The sequence below is a fragment of the Bacillus sp. SW14 genome, assembly GCF_047608225.1.
In the GTDB taxonomy this organism is placed as follows: Bacteria; Bacillota; Bacilli; order Bacillales; family Bacillaceae; genus Bacillus; species Bacillus subtilis_G.
The window spans coordinates 1,083,624-1,105,396 of sequence record NZ_JBLKRW010000001.1 but is presented as its reverse complement, the minus strand read 5'-3'; the positions used below and the strand labels follow the sequence as shown (position 1 = coordinate 1,105,396).

Sequence of the window (21,773 nt, the reverse complement as noted above, 5' to 3'; positions counted from 1 at the left end):
TTTAAGCATAGCGAAAAGGGGGTAAACTGCAAATACCAAAGGCTTTCTAGTATTCCCCCCTTTTATTGGATGCGAACAAAAGGTTCGTATCTTTTTTTATGTCGTTTTGTTCAGGAAGCGCTTCATTCTGACTAACGCTTCTTGAAGCTGCTCGATCGAGGTTGCGTATGAACAGCGAATATAGCCTTCACCGCTCGGACCAAACACACTTCCCGGAACAACAGCCACTTTTTCCTGTGTCAGAAGCTCTTCGGCAAACTGCTCCGAGCTCATCCCCGTGCTTTTAATGGATGGAAAAGCATAGAAAGCGCCGCCTGGATGATGACAGCTGAGGCCGATTTCATTGAGCGTTTCCACAAACAAATTCCGTCTTCTTCGATAACTTTTTTTCATTTTTTCTACATCTTCCATGCCGTTCTTCAGGCCTTCCAAGGCGGCAAACTGCGCCATTGCCGGCGCGCACATCATGGCATACTGGTGAATTTTAAGCATTGCATCCCGAAGCACAGGTGGCGCTGCTGCAAAACCGAGCCTCCAGCCCGTCATCGCAAACGCTTTTGAAAAGCCCGAGATGACAACCGTCCGTTCCTTCATTTCCGGTAATGCCGCTATGCTTGTGAACTCCTCATCATATGTCAGCTCCGCGTAGATCTCATCGGCTAAGACGATTACGTCATGTTTTTTGGCAAACTCCTCAATTTCATTCAGCTCTTCCTTCGAATAAACCGAACCTGTCGGATTCGATGGCGAGCAGATGAGTATGGCTTTTGTTTTTTCGGTGACAGCCGCTTCAAAATCCGCAGCCGTCGCTTTAAATCCTTTGTCTGCCGTTGTATGGACATGAACCGGGATGCCGCCTGCCAAAGAAACGAGCGCATCGTACGCCACAAAACACGGCTCAGGAATGATGACTTCCTCACCTGGATTCACAATAGCGCGGATCGCAATATCCAAAGCCTGACTCGCCCCTACGGTCACAATGAGCTCATTGTCTGGTGAATAGCGAAGGTCAAACCTGCTGCTCAAATAACGGCTGATTTCCTCACGCAATGAGTATAAACCGGCATTGGCTGTGTACGACGTATATCCTTGTTCAAGAGAAAGAATGCTTGCTTCGCGTACATTCCATGCAGTAACAAAATCAGGCTCGCCGACGCCTAAAGAAATCACGCCTTCCATCGTTGCCGCCAAATCAAAGAATTTGCGGATGCCGGACGGTTTTATTTGTTGTACATAGTCAGATAAATACGAAGTCATTTACGGTGACACCACGATTCTTTTGTCGTCGTCTCCTGTTTCAAACACTTTGCCGTCATGCTTGTATTTTTTCAGGATAAAATGGGTGGTTGTCGATACAACTGAATCAAGGGTTGACAGTTTATCTGAAACAAAACGCGCTACGTCAGACATCGAATGACCGCGAATCACGACAGATAAATCGTACACGCCTGACATCAGGTAAACTGATTCAACCTCTTGGAATCGGTAAATGCGTTCCGCCACTTCATCAAAACCGACTCCCCGCTTCGGCGTTACTTTGACGTCAATCATGGCTGTGACACCTTCATGTCCGTCGACTTTTCGCCAGTCAATCATAGCGGAATAATCGATGATAACCTTTTCTTTTTCCAGTTTGTCAATAATTGCTTTTACTTCATTGACAGGGATGCCCGCCATCTTTGCGATTGTTTCTAAATCGGCGCGGCTGTTTTCGTCTAAAATTTCTAATATTTCTGTTTCTTTTTCTGTCAATTTCATTCAATTCACACCTTTGCAATGTCAAGAAATCTTCATGACATTATATCACGTTTTTTGACGAATGCTAAGAAAAAAACAAGGAGAAACTTCCGCTAGAATTGACAATTTCAGGGCACAATACAGACATCACATGAAAGGGAGTGACACGGATGGAGGCGATTTCACCAATAAGGCGGCTTACAGTCGATGGGGTAAATGTATACTGCGAACATTATCAAAATCCGGGCAGGCAAACACTTGTCTGCGTACACGGTTTTTTATCGTCTGCCTTCAGCTTCAGAAAAGTAATCCCTCTGCTTCGGGACAAGTACGACATCATCGCACTTGATTTGCCTCCTTTCGGCCAATCTGAAAAATCAAGAACCTTTATCTATACGTATCAAAATCTCGCTAAGCTTGTCATTAGGATTTTGGAACACTTGCAAGTGAAACAGGCTGCGCTTGTCGGCCATTCTATGGGCGGGCAGATATCGTTGGCTGCTGCGCTGCAAAAGCCGGAGCTTTTTTCAAAGGTTGTACTGCTCTGCAGTTCAGGGTATTTAAAACGTTCACACCCGACGATCATTTTCGGGACCCACCTCCCGTATTTTCATCTTTATATTAAGCGCTGGCTTTCGAAAGAAGGCGTGGTGAAAAATTTATTGAATGTTGTGCATGACAAATCGCTGATTGATGAGGAGATGATTGACGGCTATGGCAGGCCGTTTCAAGACGAGGAGATTTTCAGAGCCATGACAAAGTTTATCCGCCATAGAGAAGGAGACTTAGAATCCGAGCAATTAAAGAAAATGAACAAGCCTGCTCTATTGATTTGGGGCGAGGAGGACCGAATTGTCCCTCTGGAGATTGGTAAACGGCTGCACAGGGATTTGCCTGATTCCGTGCTGTACTCACTTGGCCAGACCGGACATCTGGTGCCTGAGGAACGGCCTGAATTCGTTTCAGAACACATTGCAGAGTTCATCAAATAACAAAAAAACCGGATTGATACCGGTTTTTTAAGGCGTGCAGGAGCTGCTGTTTTTAATGAATAAAAGCTGGCCAGCCACTTCCCGGCAGCTGCCGATCGGCAGCGTTTGTTCAAAAGAAGTTTCAAATATACCCTGAATGCTTTTCGCCAGTACGTTGGGATCGTCTTCATCATAGACCGCCTGTACGACATCAACAGCCTCGGTTTCGTAAAACTCTTCTCCATATTTAAACGGGTCCCACTTGGCAATGATCTTGATCATTTCCCTGACCGCTTGACTTTCTTCCATATTGATCACCGCTTATCATAAAATTTGGAGTTTTATTTTATCATAGTTACGCTAAGATGAATAAACAAACATGAGGGGGTAACAGAATGAACTTTGATAAACGAGAAGAACGCCTTGGCACCCAATCGGTCAAATGGGACAAAACAGGCGAATTATTCGGCGTGGAAGACGCACTCCCGATGTGGGTGGCAGATATGGATTTCCGCGCGCCTGAAGCAATAACTGAAGCATTAAAAGAGCGCCTCAGCCACGGGATTTTCGGTTATACGGCTCCAGATCAAAAAACGAAGGATGCTGTGTGCGGATGGATGCAAAGCAGGCACGGCTGGAAGGTAAACCCGGAAAGCATTACATTCAGCCCGGGCGTTGTCACAGCTTTGAGCATGGCGGTACAAGCTTTCACGGAACCTGAAGATCAAGTGGTTGTCCAGCCTCCTGTTTATACGCCCTTTTACCATATGATTGAGAAAAACGGCCGGCATGTTTTACATAATCCGCTGCTCGAAAAAGAAGGCGCATATGAAATAGATTTTGAAGATTTGGAGACGAAACTTAGTGATCCAAGCGTCAAATTGTTCATTTTATGCAATCCTCATAACCCGTCAGGACGTTCATGGGGACGGGAAGATTTACTGAAGTTCGGCGAATTGTGTATTGAGCACGGCGTCACAATTGTATCAGATGAAATCCATTCCGATTTAATGCTGTACGGTCACAAACATACGCCGTTCGCTTCTCTCTCTGACGATTTCGCCGAGATTTCCGTGACATGTGCTGCGCCAAGCAAAACATTTAATATCGCCGGATTACAGGCGTCAGCCATCATTATTCCGGATCGGCTGAAGCGCGCCAAGTTTTCCGCAAGCCTGCAGCGCAACGGTTTAGGCGGGCTGAACGCGTTTGCCGTCACTGCGATCGAAGCCGCTTATTCAAAAGGCGGGCCATGGCTCGATGAATTGATCTCTTACCTTGAGAAAAACATGAACGAAGCAGAAGCCTTTTTGAGCAACGAGCTCCCAAAAGTTAAAATGATGAGACCGGATGCATCATACCTGATCTGGCTCGATTTCAGCGCTTACGGCTTGTCCGACGCGGAGCTTCAGCAAAGGATGCTGAAAAAGGGAAAAATCATTTTAGAGCCAGGGACGAAATACGGGCCTGGCGGAGAAGGGTTTATGCGCCTGAACGCGGGATGCTCTCTCGCAACCTTGCAGGACGGCCTGCGCCGCATCAAAGCGGCATTAGCGTAAATATAACTGTTGAACGCCTTTACGTCTTCATTCGTAAAGGTGTTCTTAATAAAGGAATTTTATTTTTCCCTTCTAATATTTAGTGTTATAATAGATTCATATTTTATATGAAAGGATTTCACAACGAATGGAAATTCTAAAAGACTACCTCCTGCATATCTGCTTTATTTTGTTTCCTATTCTTCTTTACCAAGTGTTTTGGCTCGGAAAGCCGGCGATCCTTGTGCCAAAAATAAACAGCGTATTGGTCACGTTGTTCGCGTGCGGCGCCTCCATTTTATGCATTGTATTCCCTATTCGGGAAATGGACTACATACAGTACGGCCTTCAGATGATTCCTATCATCATTTGTTTATTTTACATTAGTACTGCTTCCGGACTTACAGTCGCCGTATCTGTCTTATGTTTTGAACTGCTGTTTTATGAACCTTCCGCAATGTTTGTTTTCACTTTGATGCCTTTTCTTATTCTCATCCCAATTTTATTTCAGAAAAAATGGCCATTCATGTCCAAAGCGAGAAAGCTGATGCTGACTTTATTGATCGGCTGCTCGGAGATCTTCTTGGTTTTCGCCTCCAGCTTGATTTTTTCCGCCTTAAATATTTTAAATTTTCAAAATTCAGGAATTTTACTTTATGAGGCGGCTGTCTCAGGGCTGTTCCGCTCCAGCGTTCTTCTTTTAAGCATCTATATTATCGAAAGCATCGCCGAAAATATCGCCCTGCGTTCACAGCTGATCCATTCAGAAAAAATGACGATTGTGAGTGAACTGGCAGCGAGCGTCGCTCATGAAGTCAGAAATCCGCTGACTGTTGTCCGCGGGTTTGTCCAGCTGCTTTTTAATGACGAAACCCTTCAAAACCAATCGAGTGCGGATTACAAAAAGCTTGTACTGTCAGAGCTTGACCGGGCGCAAGGCATTATTACAAACTATCTCGATATGGCCAAACAGCAATTGTACGAAAAAGAAGTTTTTGATTTATCAGCGCTTATCAAAGAGACAAGCTCCCTTATGGTATCGTATGCCAATTATAAGTCTGTAACTGTCGAGGCTGAAGCAGAGCCGGGCCTTTTTATATATGGAGACGCAACAAAGCTGAAGCAGGCAGTCATCAACCTGATGAAAAACAGCATTGAAGCGGTTCCCCATGGGAAGGGAGTGATTCACATATCAGCCAAAAGAAGTGGCCATACGATTATGGTAAACATCTCAGATAACGGGGTCGGCATGACAGACCATCAGATGCAAAAACTTGGCGAACCTTATTATTCATTAAAAACAAATGGAACGGGGCTCGGGCTCTCCGTTACCTTTTCAATTATTGAACATCATCACGGGACCATTTCGTTTAACAGCAGTTTCCAAAGAGGCACCACCGTAACAATTAAACTTCCCGCCAACCTTCCTCACTAGCAAATCGAGAGGAACTTTAATAGAATAAAGGCGAGGTGATGACAAATGAGCACGTTTGAGACAGGCTCTATCGTTAAAGGATTTTATAAAACAGGTGTATACATAGGAGAAATCACCGCTTGCAGGCCGCAGCATTATTTAGTGAAAATCAAAGCGGTTCTCACCCATCCCGCTCAAGGAGACCTTCATCATCCAAAACAGGCGGATGTGCCGTTTTTTCATGAGAGAAAAGCGCTCGCATACGGTGAACAGACCAACATCCCCCATCATATGGTGAAGCCTTATGACGGTGAAGTGCCAGATTATAACGAGTCTCTGCGGGAGGCGGCAGCACAGCTGAGAGCCAAATTAAATGAGGATGGTTCGGAGTGGGCAAAGCGCTCCCTGAATAATCTGGATATTTTAGAAAAAGAGTATTTTAACCGGCCGTAACCCAGTCTGACAAAAGATTGGGTTTTTTTACGTTGCGCGCTTGAACAGTTCGGATAAATCGATTCTTTCGCCGATTGTCGGCGGTTTTGGCTTTTCGAGATACTGCTTATCCTGTTCAACAAGCTTAAAAAGCTTATGTGCTGTGAGGGCATCATCAAGCGCTTTATGATGGGTGCCCGTTCCGGCATCTCCATACTCCTCGGCAGCTTTCCACAAACCCGTCAGTGTCCGGTCTCCAAAAAAGTTTTTGTATTCGAGCGATAAATCTCTCATTTCCCCCTTAAAAGGGAATGGAATATGGTTAAACATACAGTTTTGCTTCAGTACCTTCATGTCCATGTTTCCCCACGTAATAATTGTGCTGTTTTTCTCAGGGTCCAGCTCGTTTAGTTTACGGATGAAATCCTCGAACCTCATCCCCTCGTCTACCTGCTTTTGCGTTATCTTTAAAAATGATTTGCAGCGTTTCGTCAGCTTCGGGAATTTTTTCGGTCTGACATAGCTGGAAAACGTCTCAACTACTTCATCATCAACCGACTTTACAATTCCGGCTTCAATGATTTCCGGGAAAAAGTTTTGCGGACTGTACTTCCCCTCAGGCATCGTAAATTCGAAATCAATAATGAGTAAGCTGTTTGTCGTCACCTTTTTACACCTGCCTTTCCTCCGATCAGAAAATACTATCTTTATAGTATATCAATTCACCTTCTCGACCTTTCTTCATTTTCTAAAAATAATGAATTTTCCCAGCCGCTTTGTTTCTTTTAAATCGTGAATCGTTTCTTTATAATTGGTAAGGAACCCGAAATAATAAGAAGGTGATGTTATTTCTAACCGTAAGAAGAACTTCGTCATTGTGTGGCTGGCGAACTTTTTTGTCTCAGCCAGCACAACGATGATCGTTCCTTTTCTCTCCTTATACATTGAGACGCTCAGCACTTTTTCAAACGGCTTTGTGCAAAGATGGAGCGGCTATGTGTTCGGCATTACATTTCTCATGGCGTTTTTGGTATCGCCGTTTTGGGGGCGGTTCGGAGACAAACACGGATACAAGAAAATCCTTATGGCAACCGGAACAGGCATTGCCCTCAGCATTTTATTCATGGGCTTTGTTACATCGGTGTACCAATTGTTTTTTCTGCGTATGGCGATGGGTCTTGTAACCGGATTTATTCCGACCTCTCTTGCGATGATTTCGGCACAGACTCCGAAGAACTCAGCCGGCAAAACACTCGGCACGCTGCAAATGGGGCAAGTGTCCGGAAGCTTGTTCGGCCCGCTTTTGGGAGGCTTGCTTGCTGATCGTTTCGGCTTTACGTATACCTTTTTTATCACATCCTTTGTGATTTTTTCATCTGTTCTTCTCGTGTTATTTGGGGTCAAAGAACAGCCTCTTGCAGAGAAGACAGCCAAACGTAAGACATACACGAGAAAAGAAGTGTTCTCCTATATTTTTCACCAGCCGGCGCTTTGGGTCATGATGCTGTTAACCATGCTGATTCAAACAGGCAATTTTAGTATCCAGCCGTTGCTCGCTCTATATGTAAATGAGCTGCACGGACCTGTTAATCTGGCCTTTTTCTCCGGCATGGCATTTTCAGCAACGGGACTCGGAAGTTTGCTGCTGGCTAGAAAATGGGGCGACCTGGGCGACCGCTACGGCCACCGGCGCATTTTAATCGGACTTTTACTCGCTGCCTCTTTCTTTTTTATTCCGCAGGCGCTCGCGTCCTCACTCAGCGTGCTCCTTGTGTTCAGATTTTTATTTGGAATGGCGATGGGCGGCTTGCTGCCATGCATTACGGCAGCGATCCGCGTTCAGGCTCCCGGCAGCATTCAAGGGGAAATCCTCGGCTACAATGTCAGCTTTCGCTTTTTAGGAAACGTGCTCGGGCCTCTTATCGGCGGAATCATATCGAGCCATTTTACAATTTCGGCCGTCTTTTATGTCACAGCGTTTCTCTTTTTCGCCGGCGCGTGCATGCTTTGGGTGATGCAGAAGTTCCGGAGGGATTCTTATGCCAAAGCAAGCTGATTCTCAGAAAAAACTGAGGCATCTTCTAAATTTAACCTTCTCGTAAACTCAAAAGAATGGTACGATATGGCTAGAATTTAGGAGAAAAGAGAGTGACCATGTTACGAAAAATAATCGGATGGATTTTGCTCCTTTGCATAATCCCATTGTTTGCATTTACAGTTATCGCTTCCGGAAAAGAAGTAAAACAAATGAAGTCCCTGGATCAGGTGCTTGATAAAAATATTAATCTGAAAGATATCAGCCTCGTTCAGAACAGCTACATGTATGACAGGGACGGCTCCCTTGTCTCGGAAATTGTCAGCGATCATGAAAACCGCGTGCTCGTTCCATTTGACAAGATTCCCGAGGAAGTCAAACAGATTTTCTTAACGTCTGAGGACCGGCATTTTTACGAGCATAAAGGCTTTGACTTTATGGGAATGGTGCGGGCAACCGCTTCTAATGTAAAAGACAAGAAAATTGACCAAGGCGCCAGCACCATCACGCAGCAGCTTTCAAGAAACTTGTATTTGAGCCACGAACGCTCCTTCAGCCGCAAGCTGACTGAGCTCGCGTATTCCTATCAGCTAGAGAAAAAGTATACGAAAAATGAAATACTTGAAGCTTACTTAAATACCATTTATTTCAACAATGGGGTTTACGGCGTCGGTTCAGCGGCTGAATTCTATTTCAGCAAACCGCTCAAGTCTCTCACAGTAGGTGAAATGGCTTTTATCTGCTCTATACCTAATAACCCTACATTATATGATCCTCTCAAGCATTTTGACTACACGAAAAGCCGTCAAGAACGTTTGCTTAAAGGGTTAAAAGATGCCGGGGTCATTACGGATAAAGAGCTCAAAAAAGCCGTCAAACAAAAAATCAAACTGGATGTTGAAAAGAGAGAAGACAAATATCCGGACTACGTTTCTTACGTCAGTGATGAATTCACTCAGCTAGTGTCTGAATCAGAAGGCTTTGATAAACGGCTTCAAAAAGCGTCAGGGAAACAAAAAGAAAAGATAGAAAACGAGCTCTCCGCAAAAGTCAGTACACTGATGAAAGACGGCGTAAAAATTTATACCGCACTTGATCCGTACATGCAAAATCAAGTGGTGGCACAAATGAATTCCAAACTCCCGTATGCAAACGTTCAGGGCGGAGCGGCTGTGATTAATCACCAGACGCATCAAATCATCGCTCTATCCGGCGGGAAAAACTATCAAAAATATGATTTTAACCGCGCCTATCAGGCATACAGACAGCCAGGTTCATCGATTAAGCCGCTGCTTGATTACGGGCCTTATATTGAACAGACCGGCGCGACAGCAAGCAGCTCCATTGATGCCAGCAAGTTTTGCAGCAGAGATTATTGTCCGCAAAACTACAATAACCGCACGTACGGCACAGTGACGATCGATACTGCGTTTAAAAATTCATACAATACACCGGCCATTAGAATGCTGGATCGTGTGGGCATCCAAAAAGCATTCAGTTATATCGAGCCGTACCATTTCGCCAAACTTGTCGACAGCGACTACCTTCTTCCGGCGGCGCTTGGCGGGTTTACAAACGGAATGACGCCTCTTGAGATGACAAGGGCGTATACGACATTCGGCAACAGCGGAAGCTATACGCCGAGCCATGCGATTACAAAGGTGACAGACTTAAAAGGAAAAACGCTTTATAAATGGAATGAGAAACCGACTCAAATATTCAGCGTTCGCACGAATATGCAGTTGAAGAAACTGATGAATTCCGTTGTGAAAAGCGGGACAGGAAAAAAAGCATATTTTAAAGCGCCTTACATTGGCGGGAAAACAGGAACATCAAATGATTATCACGATATGTGGTTCGTCGGCCTGACAGATACGTACACAATGGGTGTCTGGGTCGGAAAGGATACACCGAGCAGCGTTGAATATCTTCACAGCATCAGTCCTCAGCTTTCCATCTGGAAAGGAACGCTGCAAGCGGCTTATTAAAGGATCGGAGGGGATATGGCGTGACATCAGAACAAATTCCAAATCGCGTTTTGCTGTTTGACGGCGTGTGCAATTTATGCAATGGCGCCGTGCAATTTATCATTAAACGTGATCCAGACGGATTGATTTCTTTTACATCGCTGCAGTCGGAAACAGGTCAGAGCCTGCTGAAAAAAAGCGGGCTCCCGACTGATCAGTTTGACAGCTTTGTCTTTATTGAAGACGGCCAAGTGTACACAAAATCAACTGCAGCCATCAAGGTTCTCAGACATCTGCGGGGCCCATGGCGGCTCTTCGTCCTGTTTTTCGCAGTCCCGAAGCCTGTCAGAGATATGATCTATTCTTTCATTGCCAAAAACCGCTATAAGTGGTTTGGCAAAAAAAATGAATGTATGCTCCCCTCCCCTTCTATTAAAAAAAGATTTTTACCATAAACGAAAAAATGGCTAGCTTACACAGGTAAGCTAGCCATTATGCTATTATAAAGCTTGATAAATATGAACAGAATACCGATAACAAAGGTAAACCAAAACAGCAGTTCCAATAGAATGAATCCGACTAATGACATGAGAGAAAGCGTTGGATAAATCCGGTATACGATAAAAACAAAGTAAACAAGCGTAACGACCGCAAACCAGATGACAATCCAGATGACATTTTGCAAAAGCACAAAGGATAAAATCCCGCCGCCTAAATAAACCATGGAACCCATTCTGATTGTTTTCAGGTTGTTCCCTTCCGGATCATTAGCAAAAAACAGCAATGACAGTTCGGTCACGGTATTTGCAATTAATTTCAGAGCGGACAGAACCATAAAATATAAAAGTGCAAAGGCGGCAAATAACGCAAGCCTGATCCCTTTCTCTGAAAAATAGTCGAGCATTCCATCATACATTCCAAAAGAAGACAACAGCTTCAACGCGTAAAGTGAAGTGGAAATCGATAAAGACGAACTAAAAAGCAGGATCGCAATTAGCGGAAAGTATCCTGTCAAATAAGTATTTTTCATATAAAAAAGTCCCTTTCTATAATCTACCTCATTTATTATGGAGGACTTAAAACGCATTGACAAGATAAATTATTCCATTTTTCCTCCTTTTTACGAATTAAGATCCTAAATCTTCACAAAGCAGCATTTTGAGGGTAAAGTAGTACGCAGGAATCATAAAACGTAAGGAAGTTTTATATGAAAAAAACATTAAAATTGCAAACCAGACTCACCATATTTGTTTGTATCGTTGTGTTAATCGCACTGCTCATTACATTTTTCACAGTTGGTGCCCAAACCACCCAACGGATTAGAGATGAGGAGAAAACCACAGCACTGCAGACTGCTGAAATGGTGGCCGAAGCGCCGATTACAGCAGAATCTTTGGAGAGCGGAGAAAACCAGAAGGAACTGCAAAGCTACACAAAACGGGTTCAGAAAATCACCGGCACGGAATTTGTTGTCGTCATGGATATGAACGGCATTCGCAAAACCCATCCTGACACGAGCAAAATCGGAAAAAAATTCATGGGCGGCGATGAATCCGAAGCATTAAAAGGACATGTTCATATCAGCACGGCCTCTGGCACGCTCGGGAAATCACAGAGGGCATTCGTCCCTGTCTACGCGGGGAATGGAAAACAAGTCGGTGCAGTCGCGGTCGGCATCACCGTAAATGAAATTGATGAAGTGATCAGCCACAGCTTACGTCCGCTCTACTTTATTATCTGCGTCAGCATTTTCGTCGGTGTGATCGGAGCTGTTATCGTTGCCCGTACGGTGAAAAATATCATGTACGGTCTTGAACCTTATGAAATTGCGACTCTTCTCGAAGAACGAAGTGCGATGCTGGAATCGACGAAGGAAGGAATACTCGCTGTCGATGAACACGGCAAAATTAAACTCGCCAATGCGGAAGCAAAGCGCCTATTCGTGAAAATGGGCATCAACACAAATCCTTTCGATCAGGATGTCAATGACATTCTGCCGAAAAGCCGCCTGAAAAAGGTCATTGAGACAAAAAAACCTCTTCAAGACAGAGACATCCGCATTAACGGACTGGAGCTTGTGTTTAATGAAGTTCCCATCCAGCTGAAAGGACAAACCGTCGGAGCGATTGCGACATTCCGGGACAAAACCGAGGTTAAACATTTAGCTGAACAGCTTTCCGGTGTTAAAATGTATGCAAACGCACTGAGAGCGCAGTCTCATGAATTTATGAACAAATTGCATGTCATATTAGGTCTCGTCCAGCTGAAAGAGTATGACGATCTTGAAGATTATATTAAAGATATTGCCATTCAGCAAAAGTCAGAAACAAGCGAAATTATAAATGATATCAAAAGCTCCGTGCTGGCCGGTTTTCTGCTCGGAAAACAGAGCTTCATACGGGAGCAGGGCGCAAATCTTGATATTGAATGCAGCGGAGTCATCCCGAACGCGGCAGACCCTTCAGTCATTCATGAACTCATTACAATCATCGGAAATCTCATCAACAACGGGCTGGACGCCGTTGCCAATATGCCGAAAAAACAAATCACCATGTCCATGCGTTTTCATAACAGCATACTGGACATTGAAATTACCGATACAGGAGCAGGCATGTCTGAAGAAGATCAAGCCAAAGTGTTTGAACAAGGCTATTCAACAAAGGGCAAGAACCGGGGATTCGGCCTTTCTTTTACACAGCAAAGCATCGAAAATTTAAAGGGCCAAATGATTCTCACAAGCGAAAAGAATGAAGGAACAACATTCAGTCTTCGCGTCCCGTACGAACCGAAGGAGGAAAATCATGATTAATGTACTAATAGTTGAAGATGACCCCATGGTGGGTGAATTAAATAAAAGATACTTAAGCCAAATAGAAGGCTTTCAGCTGAAAGGCATCGCCTCTTCCTTTCAAAGCGCTCTGCATATTTTAGGAGAGCATCACATCGACCTCATTTTGCTCGATATTTATATGCCGGGTAAAAACGGGCTGGAACTGCTAACGGAACTGAGAGCACAAAATGAAGCAGTTGACGTGATTGTGATCTCGGCGGCCAGCGAGCTTGACGTGATCAAGAAAACACTTCGTTATGGCGCTGTCGATTATTTAATCAAACCGTTTGAATTTGAACGTTTCCAAACAGCCCTGTCTGATTACAGGCGCAAACAAAAGGTTTATTCAACACATCGCAACATGAGCCAAAAAGAACTGGACGCCGAGCTTTTTCAAAAGAAAGAAGCAACAGAAAAAGTACAGCTTCCTAAAGGCCTGACAAAAAGCACGCTGAATCTGATCTGGTCCAGTATCCAATCATTTGAAAATGAATCTTTTACGACAGAAGACTTAGCAAAGCATACAGAAATCTCTCAAGTATCCATACGAAAATACTTGAAATTTCTTGAAGATATACAAGTTCTGAATGTAGAAATGGCGTACGGAACAATCGGAAGACCTGTGTTTCAGTACAATGTCAACACAGGAAACTTTAACGGAATTAAGCAATATCTATAAGAAAACGCACTGTTCACTCTGGAGCGCCGTTAACTAAACCGTTATAAAAGCAACGGCTCACTCTAAAGACATATCTATGACTCTGATCTCTTAACAATTCTCGCTTGGCTAATGCCGGGCGTGCCTCGCATAAAAGGAAAACGATAAAATATTCTCCCTGGGAAGACGCTTCTCAGGGATTTTTTCTAATCCAAACGTCCTCATTAATTTAATTGTTTATCAGTTTTTTAACTTAAAAAAATATGATGTGTTAACGCTTTCTTGTAGACTGTAACAAACAATACATGGGGGTGTATGACATGGGAGCAATTCCAAAATCAGGGGTAAATCCACCTGAGCAAAAAGACCTACAGGAGAAAAACCTGTTTCAAAAAATATGGACTTGGGAAATCGGTGTGATTCCTTTGCCATTATACACAGTATTAGCTGTTATTATTATTCTTTCAGCATATTACAATGAGCTGCCCGCAAATATGCTTGGCGGGTTTGCTATCATCATGATTCTGGGTGTGTTTCTTGGAGACATCGGCCAGCGCATTCCGATATTGAAGGATATTGGCGGCCCTGCTATTTTATCTTTGTTTGTCCCTTCATTTTTAGTCTTTTACAATGTGCTGAATCCAACATCTTTAGACGCTGTAACCAATTTGATGAAAACGTCTAACTTCCTTTATTTCTATATCGCTTGTCTTGTTGTGGGAAGTATTCTCGGAATGAACAGAACTGTTTTAATACAAGGTTTTATCAGAATGTTCGTTCCACTCGTTGCGGGAACGGTCGCGGCGGTTACAGCCGGTATTCTTGTCGGATTTATTTTTGGCTACAGTGCCTATGATTCCTTTTTCTTTGTCGTTGTACCGATTATTGCCGGGGGAATAGGTGAAGGAATTTTGCCGCTCTCGATCGCTTATTCACAAATACTCGGTTCATCAGCTGATGTGTATGTGTCTCAGCTGGTCCCTGCCGCTATTATCGGAAACGTTTTTGCGATCATCTGCGCAGCTTTAATGAAAAAGCTTGGCGATAAGCGTCCAGATCTAAATGGAAACGGACGGCTTGTCAAATCTAAAAAAGCAAATGAGATTTTCAATCAAAAAGAAGCCGAAGTAAAAATTGATTTTAAACTGATGGGAGCCGGTGTTCTGCTCGCGTGTACATTCTTTATTTTCGGCGGGTTATTGGAGAAATTCATCTTCATCCCGGGCGCGATCTTGATGATTATTTCAGCTGCGGCTGTCAAGTATGCGAATATTCTTCCGAAAAAAATGGAAGATGGCGCCTACCAGCTTTATAAATTTGTTTCGTCCAGCTTTACATGGCCGCTGATGGTCGGTCTCGGGATCCTCTTTATTCCGTTAGATGACGTGGCGGCTGTGATTTCTATTCCGTTTGTCATCATATGTATTTCAGTTGTTGTCGCAATGATTGCTTCTGGATATTTTGTGGGCAAGCTGATGAACATGTACCCGGTTGAATCCGCAATCGTGACCTGCTGCCACAGCGGTCTCGGCGGAACGGGTGATGTTGCGATTTTATCAGCGTCAGGAAGAATGGGCCTTATGCCGTTCGCCCAAATTTCCACCCGTCTCGGCGGTGCAGGCACAGTCATTTGCGCGACAGTTCTGCTTCGTTTTTTCACTTCATAAACAGAGAAAGAGTTCCGTTCTATGCGGAACAGTCAGCGTGTCGACAAACCCTCGCATTCGTTGTCAGGCCTGCGCGTGGGTGCTCACTTGAGAAAAGATCAGCGGCTAAAAGCTGAGCGTCCTGCTCAAACGCCGCTGTCACCGCATCCTGCGGAAGTCCGCTCCGATGCTCGCCCTTCCTAGACTTCAAGGGTTTTCAATCACGCTGACAAGATGACAAAGTCCTAAAACGAAAACCGTTTTAGGACTTTGTCAACAATCTGAGAGTTCCGTTCTATGCGGAACTCTTTTTTTATCTGTTCACAATCCGAATATACTCTCGGGGAGCAAACGGCATATCCTTTGATTCCATCTCACTCATTCTGGCTGACAGGTGGTGCTCCAGTAAATACAGCTCCCACTCATCACTAGCCGCCGTACCGCTGCGCCCGTCATATTGATTTAAAATGAATGCACCCGCAAATACTGTGCAGAATAAACCCGAACATATCAAAACCTTTCTCTTCACATGACCAGCTCCTTACATTCAGCTTGAGCAGGAATGATTTTAAATATACAAATAGGTTTATTTTTGTTAGACTTATTTTAAGGTCAAAAGAACTCATAAAAGCCTATTTTGCAGTTCGAAGCATGGCGGCTTGCAGAAAAGTGCGATATAATTTGGACTAGGTCGTTTGACCGTATATTGATACATAGCGCATTTTTTTAATTGAGAACAAGAAAAAGGAGGTCTTATCTTTGCAGCTCTTACATTTTGCTATTTTATCGCCTTTTTTATTTGCTCTTTTCATTCCCATCTTGGCAAAATACGCAAAAAGAGTGCACACGGGCTGGTTTGTGTTGATCCTGCCCGTCTTGCTGTTTATATACTTTCTCCCAATGATCAGGATGACACAATCGGGAGAAACATTGCGGTCGGTATTGGAGTGGATTCCTTCACTTGGCATTAATTTCACCGTTTATATAGACGGCCTCGGATTGTTATTCGCCTTGCTGATCACAGGCATCGGCTCTTTGGTCACTCTTTACAGCATTTTTTATTTATCAAAAGAAAAAGAACAGCTTGGGCCCTTTTATGTCTATTTATTGATGTTCATGGGCGCTATGCTTGGTGTCGTTCTTGTAGACAATGTCATGGTTCTCTATATGTTTTGGGAGCTTACCAGCCTTTCATCCTTTTTGCTGATCGGCTATTGGTATAAGCGTGAAAAGTCGCGCTACGGCGCAGCCAAATCACTTTTGATTACGGTCAGCGGCGGGCTGTGCATGCTCGGCGGATTTATTCTCCTCTATCTAATAACGGATTCCTTCAGTATTAGAGAGATGATCCATCAAGTTCAATTAATTGCCGGCCACGACTTGTTTATTCCGGCGATGATTCTCATTTTATTAGGGGCATTTACGAAATCCGCGCAATTCCCTTTTTATATCTGGCTGCCTGACGCAATGGAAGCTCCGACGCCTGTCAGCGCTTATCTTCATTCAGCTACGATGGTGAAAGCCGGCATTTATATCATTGCGAGGTTCAGTCCTATTTTCGCCTTTTCAGCTCAATGGTTTTGGATCGTTTCCCTCGTCGGGCTCATTACGATGGTCTGGAGTTCTTTCCAAGCCGTGAAACAAACCGATTTAAAATCGATTTTGGCGTTTTCAACCGTCAGCCAGCTCGGCATGATCATCTCCATGCTTGGTGCCAGTGCCGCGGCTCTTCATTACGGCCATACAGAATATTATACAGTTGCCGCCATGGCTGCCATTTTCCATTTAATCAACCATGCTACCTTTAAAGGAAGCTTGTTTATGGCAGTCGGCATTATCGATCACGAAACAGGCACACGGGATATCCGGAAGCTCGGCGGCTTGATGGCGATTATGCCGATTACGTTTACCATTTCCTTAATCGGGACATTTTCAATGGCCGGCCTTCCGCCGTTTAACGGATTTTTGAGTAAAGAAATGTTTTTCACAAGCATGCTTCGCGTGACACATTTCGATCTGTTCAACGTGCAGACATGGGGCATTCTATTCCCTGTTCTCGCCTGGGTCGGAAGCGTCTTTACATTTATCTACAGCATGAAATTGCTGTTTAAAACGTTCAGGGGAAATTACCAGCCTGAGCAGCTTAAAAAACAAGCTCACGAAGCGCCTGCGGGCATGCTCATAGCACCTGTCATTCTTGCCGCTTTGGTTGTCAGTCTCTTCTTTTTCCCGAATATATTGTCGTACAGCTTGATTGAGCCGGCGATGAACTCAATCTATCCGACGCTGCTGGGCAGCCACGAGAAATTCCATGTGCACATTACACAATGGCATGGGCCGACAACAGAATTGAAAATGACGGCCGGCATCATTATTCTCGGCATCCTTGGATATGTGACATTGAATAAGTGGAAAGGATTCTATAAACTGTTTCCTTCGAAACTGACACTCAATCGGTTATACGATAAGCTTCTGGCCGTCATGGAAAAAGGCTCTTACCGAGTCACTAAACAATATATGACCGGGTTTTTAAGGGATTATTTGCTGTATATCTTCGCTGGTTTCATCATTCTGATGGGCGGAGCTATGATGATCAAAGGCGGATTTTCATTTAGAACAGAAGGCATGGCTGAAATCGGCGGATACGAAATGATTCTAACCCTTGTCATGATCAGCGCCACAGCGGCGACTGTTTTTGCCCGTTCAAGATTGACAGCGATTATCTCTCTTGGTGTGGTCGGTTATACGCTCGCATTGTTTTTTGTGATTTTCAGAGCGCCGGACTTAGCATTGACTCAGCTTGTCATTGAAACCATTTCTGTGGCGCTGTTCCTGCTTTGTTTCTACCATCTGCCGCAATTGAGGCTGAAAAGGAAAACAAGAACGTTCCGATTGACGAACTTTATCATTGCTTTAGGAGTCGGCATTATCGTTACCCTGCTTGGCATCGCATCTTCAAGCCAGCGGACAAAAGACAGCATTTCATCCTTCTTCTTAAAACACAGCCATGATCTCGGCGGAGGGGATAATGTTGTCAACGTCATCCTCGTTGATTTCAGGGGCTTTGATACAATGTTTGAAATAACGGTGCTGGCCGTTGCCGCTCTCGGCATCTACAGCATGATTAAAACAAAAGTAAAAGAGGAGGGGAGAAGCGGTGAATGAACAAAAAACAAATGACTTAATTCTTCAAACCGTGACAAAACTTGTATCCTTTATCATTTTGCTTTTCTCTTTCTATTTATTTTTATCAGGGCACAACGCGCCTGGAGGAGGCTTTGTCGGCGGGCTGATCACGTCCGCTTCCATCGTTCTGTTGCTTCTGGCATATGATTTAAAAACCGTCCGTGCGATTTTGCCGGTTAATTTCATTTACGTGGCGGGAGCCGGGCTTCTGCTCGCTGTATTAACCGGCGTTGGTTCCTTTGTATTCGGGGCTCCATTTTTAAGCCATAGATTCGGGCACTTTCATCTGCTGATATTTGGAGAAACGGAGCTCGCCACGGCGACGATATTTGATTTAGGGGTTTATCTTGTTGTCGTAGGCATTACGATGACCATTATTCAAACGATTGGAGAGGAAGAATAATGGAAATCTTGATGTCTGTTTTAGCCGGTATTATCTTTATGGCTGCCACGTATTTACTGCTTTCGAAAAGCCTGCTTCGCGTTATTATCGGAACAGCACTTTTGAGCCATGGCGTTCATTTAATGCTTTTGACTATGGGAGGATTAAAGGAAGGCGCCGCTCCGATTTTAAGCAAGCATGTCAAATCATTTGTCGATCCGCTTCCGCAAGCCCTGATTTTGACAGCCATTGTCATTTCATTTGGCGTTACATCATTCCTTCTCGTCATGGCCTTCCGCGCTTATCAGGAATTGAAAACGGACGATATGGATCAAATGAGGGGAAATGATCAACATGAATAATTTTGTTATTTTGCCAATCCTGATCCCGCTCCTGTCGGCCATTCTGCTGATTTTCATGACGAAGAATCTTATGCTCATGCGGATCTTCAGCACTGCGGCATCGGCAATCGGGATTGTGATCAGTTGCATACTCGTACAGACTGTCTTTACAAATGGCATCCAGACACTCAGTTTGGGCGGCTGGAAAGCGCCGTACGGCATTGTGCTGGCAGCAGACCAGTTCGCCAGCCTGCTCGTTCTCACAACAGCGGTCGTCGGTTTATTGGTTGTCCTTTATTCCTTCCGTTCTGTCGGTGAAAAACGGGAGCGTTCCTTTTATTACTCCGGTGTTCAGTTTTTACTTGCCGGTGTCAGCGGAGCGTTTTTAACAGGCGATTTATTTAACATGTACGTATTTTTTGAGCTTCTGCTTATCGCTTCCTATATGCTGATCGTATTAGGCGGCACAAAAATTCAGCTGCGGGAGTCCCTTAAATATATTGTGTTTAATATCGTATCGTCTGCCCTGTTTGTCATTGGCGTCGGCTATTTATACGCTGTAACCGGAACGTTAAACATGGCTGATCTAAGTGTGAAAATCAGCGAGTCAGGACAAACCGGGCTGATCACTGTAATTGGTGTCCTGCTGCTTTTGGTATTCGGCATGAAGGGCGGAATCTTCCCCCTCTACTTTTGGCTTCCAGGCTCTTATTACGCGCCTCCGGCGGCAATCTCCGCGTTGTTCGGCGCTTTGCTGACAAAAGTCGGTTTATATGCGATTACCAGGGTTTTCACATTAATTTTTATTCACGACGCAGCCTTTACCCATCAGCTGATGATTTGGCTGGCGGCGCTGACTGTGATTTTCGGTGTTATCGGTTCACTCGCTTATGCGGATGTCATGAAAATTGTGATCTACAACATTATTACAGCTGTCGGCGTGATTTTGTTCGGTGTGGCAGTTCATACCCCTGCATCCATTCAAGGCGCGATTTATTATCTGATTCACGATATGCTGATTAAAGGCGCTTTATTTATGCTGGCGGGCACGCTGATTGCGTTGACTGGAACAGCGAGCCTGCACAAAATGGGCGGGCTGATCAAACGTTATCCACTTCTCGGATGGATGTTTTTCATTTCAGCGATTTCTCTCGCGGGCATCCCGCCTCTCAGCGGATTTATCGGCAAGTTAAAAATTGCGGAGGGCGGCTTCGCAGAAGGTGAATTTACGATTTCCATGCTGATTCTGCTCTCGAGTCTGCTCGTACTGTACTCTGTACTGAGGATCTTTATGCATGCGTTTTGGGGCGAAGAAAAAGAAACACCGAAACCAAATCATAAAACAGCTAAAGGACTTCTTTATCCGGCAGCTTTTTTTCTCTTACTATCTCTTCTCTTCGGGTTGGGTACAGAGTGGGTGTCACCTTACGTTGATCAAGCGGCCGAGACATTGCTGAATCCGGAAAAATATATTGAAGCTGTTTTGAAGGAGTAGATCGCATGGCATTTCAAATTTTATTAAATGTGTTTCTCGCTTTTTGCTGGATGTTCTTGAGCAATAGTCCAAGCGCCGCAGGGTTTATCACAGGCTATATTCTGGGAATGCTCTCTCTGTTTTTCTTCCGGCGCTTTTTTACTCGCCAGTTTTATCTATGGAAACTGATTTCGATCATCAAACTCTTTTTGATTTTTTTAAAGGAACTGTATCTTGCCAACGTCAGTGTAATGAAATCCATTTTATCGCCAAAAATGAATATCAAACCGGGCATTTTCGCTTTTAAGACTGAACTGACGAAGGATTGGGAAATTACCCTGCTTTCCCTGCTCATTACATTAACGCCCGGAACCTTGGTGATGGATATTTCCGATGACCAGACAATACTTTATATTCATGCGATGGATATTGAGGATGCGGAAAAAGCCATTTTTGATATTCGTGAGTCATTTGAAAAAGCCATACAGGAGGTGAGCCGCTGATGTTTACACTGATCCTGCAACTCGCGCTCGGCATTATGGCAGTGTCTACCTTTTTGTATGTCATTCGTGTCATTAAAGGGCCGACTGTGCCTGACCGGGTAGTGGCTCTGGATGCAATCGGCATCAACCTGATTGCGATCACGGCGCTTGTCTCCATTTTGCTGAATACAAACGCGTTTCTGGATATTATTTTGCTGCTGGGCATTTTAGCATTTATCGGAACAATCGCATTTTCCAAATTCCTGGAGAAAGGAGAGATTATCGAAAATGATCGAAATCGCTAAGGTCGTTGTGGCTGTATTCATTTTGCTTGGCGCTCTTGTATGCCTTGTTGCTTCATTTGGGATACTTCGCCTTCCCGATGTGTTTACACGCTCTCATGCTGCTTCTAAAGGCTCAACGTTGGGCGTCAATATGATTCTGCTCGGTGTCTTCTTCTATTTGTGGTTTGTGACGGGGAACATTTCCGCTAAAATCCTGCTCGGGATTCTGTTTATCTTTATTACGTCGCCTGTCGGGGGACACTTGATCTGCCGTGCCGCGTACAACTCTGGCGTCAAGCTTGATAAGAGAAGTGTACAGGATGACTACAACGGAATCAGAAACTTTGTGATTAAACGCAAAGAGGATTCTTACTTATAAAAAATAAGCAGCCGGAC

General features: G+C 44.3%; 24 protein-coding genes. 17 read left to right on the top strand and 7 right to left on the bottom strand.

Going from position 1 to position 21,773, the window contains the following annotated elements; all coding sequences use genetic code 11:
* Positions 1–96: 96 nt before the first annotated feature.
* Together ACMX2I_RS05600 and ACMX2I_RS05595 are read right to left on the bottom strand one after the other, a co-directional pair.
* Positions 97–1,257 (bottom strand): aminotransferase, encoded by a 1,161-nt coding sequence (locus ACMX2I_RS05600; RefSeq protein ID WP_414956413.1) that lies wholly within the window; start codon positions 1,255–1,257, stop codon positions 97–99.
* On the bottom strand, positions 1,258–1,758 hold the full coding sequence (locus tag ACMX2I_RS05595) for an Lrp/AsnC family transcriptional regulator (protein ID WP_087993385.1): 501 nt from the start codon (positions 1,756–1,758) through the stop codon (positions 1,258–1,260).
* Positions 1,759–1,907: 149 nt separating this feature from the next.
* On the opposite strand from ACMX2I_RS05595, the gene ACMX2I_RS05590 reads away from it, so the two are divergent.
* Positions 1,908–2,729, top strand: a complete 822-nt coding sequence (locus tag ACMX2I_RS05590) for an alpha/beta fold hydrolase (RefSeq protein WP_414956412.1) — start codon at positions 1,908–1,910, stop codon at positions 2,727–2,729.
* A gap of 27 nt (positions 2,730–2,756) precedes the next feature.
* Here the strand turns inward: ACMX2I_RS05590 and ACMX2I_RS05585 are convergent, their stop codons facing one another.
* Positions 2,757–3,017 (bottom strand): YugE family protein, encoded by a 261-nt coding sequence (locus ACMX2I_RS05585; RefSeq protein ID WP_087993387.1) that lies wholly within the window; start codon positions 3,015–3,017, stop codon positions 2,757–2,759.
* An 86-nt stretch (positions 3,018–3,103) separates the two neighbouring features.
* Between ACMX2I_RS05585 and patB the strand changes: the two genes are divergently transcribed.
* The 3 genes from patB to kapB all read left to right on the top strand — a co-directional run bounded on the left by patB (position 3,104) and on the right by kapB (position 6,113).
* Complete coding sequence (patB, locus tag ACMX2I_RS05580; protein ID WP_414956411.1) at positions 3,104–4,267, top strand: cystathionine beta-lyase PatB; 1,164 nt, start codon at positions 3,104–3,106, stop codon at positions 4,265–4,267.
* Positions 4,268–4,394: 127 nt separating this feature from the next.
* The gene (locus tag ACMX2I_RS05575; protein ID WP_414956410.1) at positions 4,395–5,681 is read left to right on the top strand and encodes an ATP-binding protein; all 1,287 of its coding nucleotides are present in this window, start codon (positions 4,395–4,397) and stop codon (positions 5,679–5,681) included.
* 45 nt (positions 5,682–5,726) lie between these two features.
* Positions 5,727–6,113, top strand: a complete 387-nt coding sequence (kapB, locus tag ACMX2I_RS05570) for a kinase-associated lipoprotein KapB (protein ID WP_148963948.1) — start codon at positions 5,727–5,729, stop codon at positions 6,111–6,113.
* A 27-nt stretch (positions 6,114–6,140) separates the two neighbouring features.
* On the opposite strand, the gene kapD is transcribed toward kapB, so the two are convergent.
* Both kapD and ACMX2I_RS05560 read right to left on the bottom strand, forming a co-directional pair.
* The gene (kapD, locus tag ACMX2I_RS05565) at positions 6,141–6,758 is read right to left on the bottom strand and encodes a 3'-5' exonuclease KapD (RefSeq protein ID WP_087993391.1); all 618 of its coding nucleotides are present in this window, start codon (positions 6,756–6,758) and stop codon (positions 6,141–6,143) included.
* Positions 6,759–6,833: 75 nt separating this feature from the next.
* Positions 6,834–7,037, bottom strand: a complete 204-nt coding sequence (locus tag ACMX2I_RS05560; RefSeq protein WP_087993410.1) for a hypothetical protein — start codon at positions 7,035–7,037, stop codon at positions 6,834–6,836.
* Here ACMX2I_RS05560 and ACMX2I_RS05555 point away from each other — a divergent pair.
* The 3 genes from ACMX2I_RS05555 to ACMX2I_RS05545 all read left to right on the top strand — a co-directional run bounded on the left by ACMX2I_RS05555 (position 6,940) and on the right by ACMX2I_RS05545 (position 10,549).
* Positions 6,940–8,148 carry a multidrug efflux MFS transporter gene (locus tag ACMX2I_RS05555; RefSeq protein ID WP_414958298.1) on the top strand — a complete coding sequence of 403 codons (1,209 nt, stop codon included), beginning with the start codon at positions 6,940–6,942 and terminating at the stop codon, positions 8,146–8,148. The two genes, ACMX2I_RS05560 and ACMX2I_RS05555, sit on opposite strands and share 98 nt — an antisense overlap.
* Positions 8,149–8,240: 92 nt before the next feature.
* Positions 8,241–10,115, top strand: a complete 1,875-nt coding sequence (locus tag ACMX2I_RS05550; protein ID WP_414956409.1) for a transglycosylase domain-containing protein — start codon at positions 8,241–8,243, stop codon at positions 10,113–10,115.
* Between the two features lie 20 nt (positions 10,116–10,135).
* Positions 10,136–10,549 (top strand): thiol-disulfide oxidoreductase DCC family protein, encoded by a 414-nt coding sequence (locus ACMX2I_RS05545; RefSeq protein ID WP_087993394.1) that lies wholly within the window; start codon positions 10,136–10,138, stop codon positions 10,547–10,549.
* A gap of 17 nt (positions 10,550–10,566) precedes the next feature.
* Here ACMX2I_RS05545 and ACMX2I_RS05540 read toward each other — a convergent pair whose 3' ends face one another.
* On the bottom strand, positions 10,567–11,124 hold the full coding sequence (locus ACMX2I_RS05540) for a YufK family protein (protein ID WP_087993395.1): 558 nt from the start codon (positions 11,122–11,124) through the stop codon (positions 10,567–10,569).
* Between the two features lie 177 nt (positions 11,125–11,301).
* On the opposite strand from ACMX2I_RS05540, the gene maeL reads away from it, so the two are divergent.
* The 3 genes from maeL (at position 11,302) to maeN (ending at position 15,249) form a co-directional block, all read left to right on the top strand.
* On the top strand, positions 11,302–12,903 hold the full coding sequence (gene maeL, locus ACMX2I_RS05535; RefSeq protein ID WP_414956408.1) for a two-component system sensor histidine kinase MaeL: 1,602 nt from the start codon (positions 11,302–11,304) through the stop codon (positions 12,901–12,903).
* Positions 12,896–13,603: a two-component system response regulator MaeM gene (gene maeM / locus ACMX2I_RS05530; RefSeq protein ID WP_087993397.1), complete on the top strand. Its 708-nt coding sequence runs from the start codon at positions 12,896–12,898 to the stop codon at positions 13,601–13,603. The genes maeL and maeM overlap by 8 nt, the downstream gene beginning before the upstream one ends.
* Positions 13,604–13,902: 299 nt before the next feature.
* Positions 13,903–15,249, top strand: coding sequence for a sodium/malate symporter MaeN (gene maeN, locus ACMX2I_RS05525; RefSeq protein ID WP_414956407.1), 1,347 nt, complete (start codon positions 13,903–13,905; stop codon positions 15,247–15,249).
* 292 nt (positions 15,250–15,541) lie between these two features.
* Here the strand turns inward: maeN and ACMX2I_RS05520 are convergent, their stop codons facing one another.
* Complete coding sequence (locus ACMX2I_RS05520) at positions 15,542–15,757, bottom strand: hypothetical protein (protein WP_148963955.1); 216 nt, start codon at positions 15,755–15,757, stop codon at positions 15,542–15,544.
* Positions 15,758–15,987: 230 nt separating this feature from the next.
* Here ACMX2I_RS05520 and ACMX2I_RS05515 point away from each other — a divergent pair, with 230 nt between their 5' ends.
* Genes ACMX2I_RS05515 through mnhG form a run of 7 tightly spaced genes read left to right on the top strand, consistent with a single transcriptional unit; the run spans position 15,988 to position 21,756 of the window.
* Entirely contained in the window at positions 15,988–18,393 is a 2,406-nt protein-coding gene (locus ACMX2I_RS05515; protein WP_414956405.1) for a Na+/H+ antiporter subunit A, read from the top strand.
* A complete protein-coding gene (locus ACMX2I_RS05510; protein ID WP_414956404.1) occupies positions 18,386–18,817 on the top strand; it encodes a Na(+)/H(+) antiporter subunit B in 432 nt (143 codons plus the stop codon). The genes ACMX2I_RS05515 and ACMX2I_RS05510 overlap by 8 nt, the downstream gene beginning before the upstream one ends.
* Positions 18,817–19,158 (top strand): Na(+)/H(+) antiporter subunit C, encoded by a 342-nt coding sequence (locus ACMX2I_RS05505; protein WP_010329900.1) that lies wholly within the window; start codon positions 18,817–18,819, stop codon positions 19,156–19,158. The genes ACMX2I_RS05510 and ACMX2I_RS05505 overlap by 1 nt, the downstream gene beginning before the upstream one ends.
* On the top strand, positions 19,151–20,632 hold the full coding sequence (locus tag ACMX2I_RS05500) for a Na+/H+ antiporter subunit D (RefSeq protein ID WP_414956403.1): 1,482 nt from the start codon (positions 19,151–19,153) through the stop codon (positions 20,630–20,632). Before ACMX2I_RS05505 ends, ACMX2I_RS05500 begins: the two co-directional genes overlap by 8 nt.
* A gap of 5 nt (positions 20,633–20,637) precedes the next feature.
* Positions 20,638–21,114, top strand: coding sequence for a Na+/H+ antiporter subunit E (locus ACMX2I_RS05495; protein WP_289347983.1), 477 nt, complete (start codon positions 20,638–20,640; stop codon positions 21,112–21,114).
* Entirely contained in the window at positions 21,114–21,398 is a 285-nt protein-coding gene (locus ACMX2I_RS05490) for a Na(+)/H(+) antiporter subunit F1 (RefSeq protein ID WP_087993404.1), read from the top strand. The genes ACMX2I_RS05495 and ACMX2I_RS05490 overlap by 1 nt, the downstream gene beginning before the upstream one ends.
* Positions 21,382–21,756 carry a monovalent cation/H(+) antiporter subunit G gene (gene mnhG, locus ACMX2I_RS05485; RefSeq protein WP_087993405.1) on the top strand — a complete coding sequence of 125 codons (375 nt, stop codon included), beginning with the start codon at positions 21,382–21,384 and terminating at the stop codon, positions 21,754–21,756. Before ACMX2I_RS05490 ends, mnhG begins: the two co-directional genes overlap by 17 nt.
* Positions 21,757–21,773: the final 17 nt, after the last annotated feature.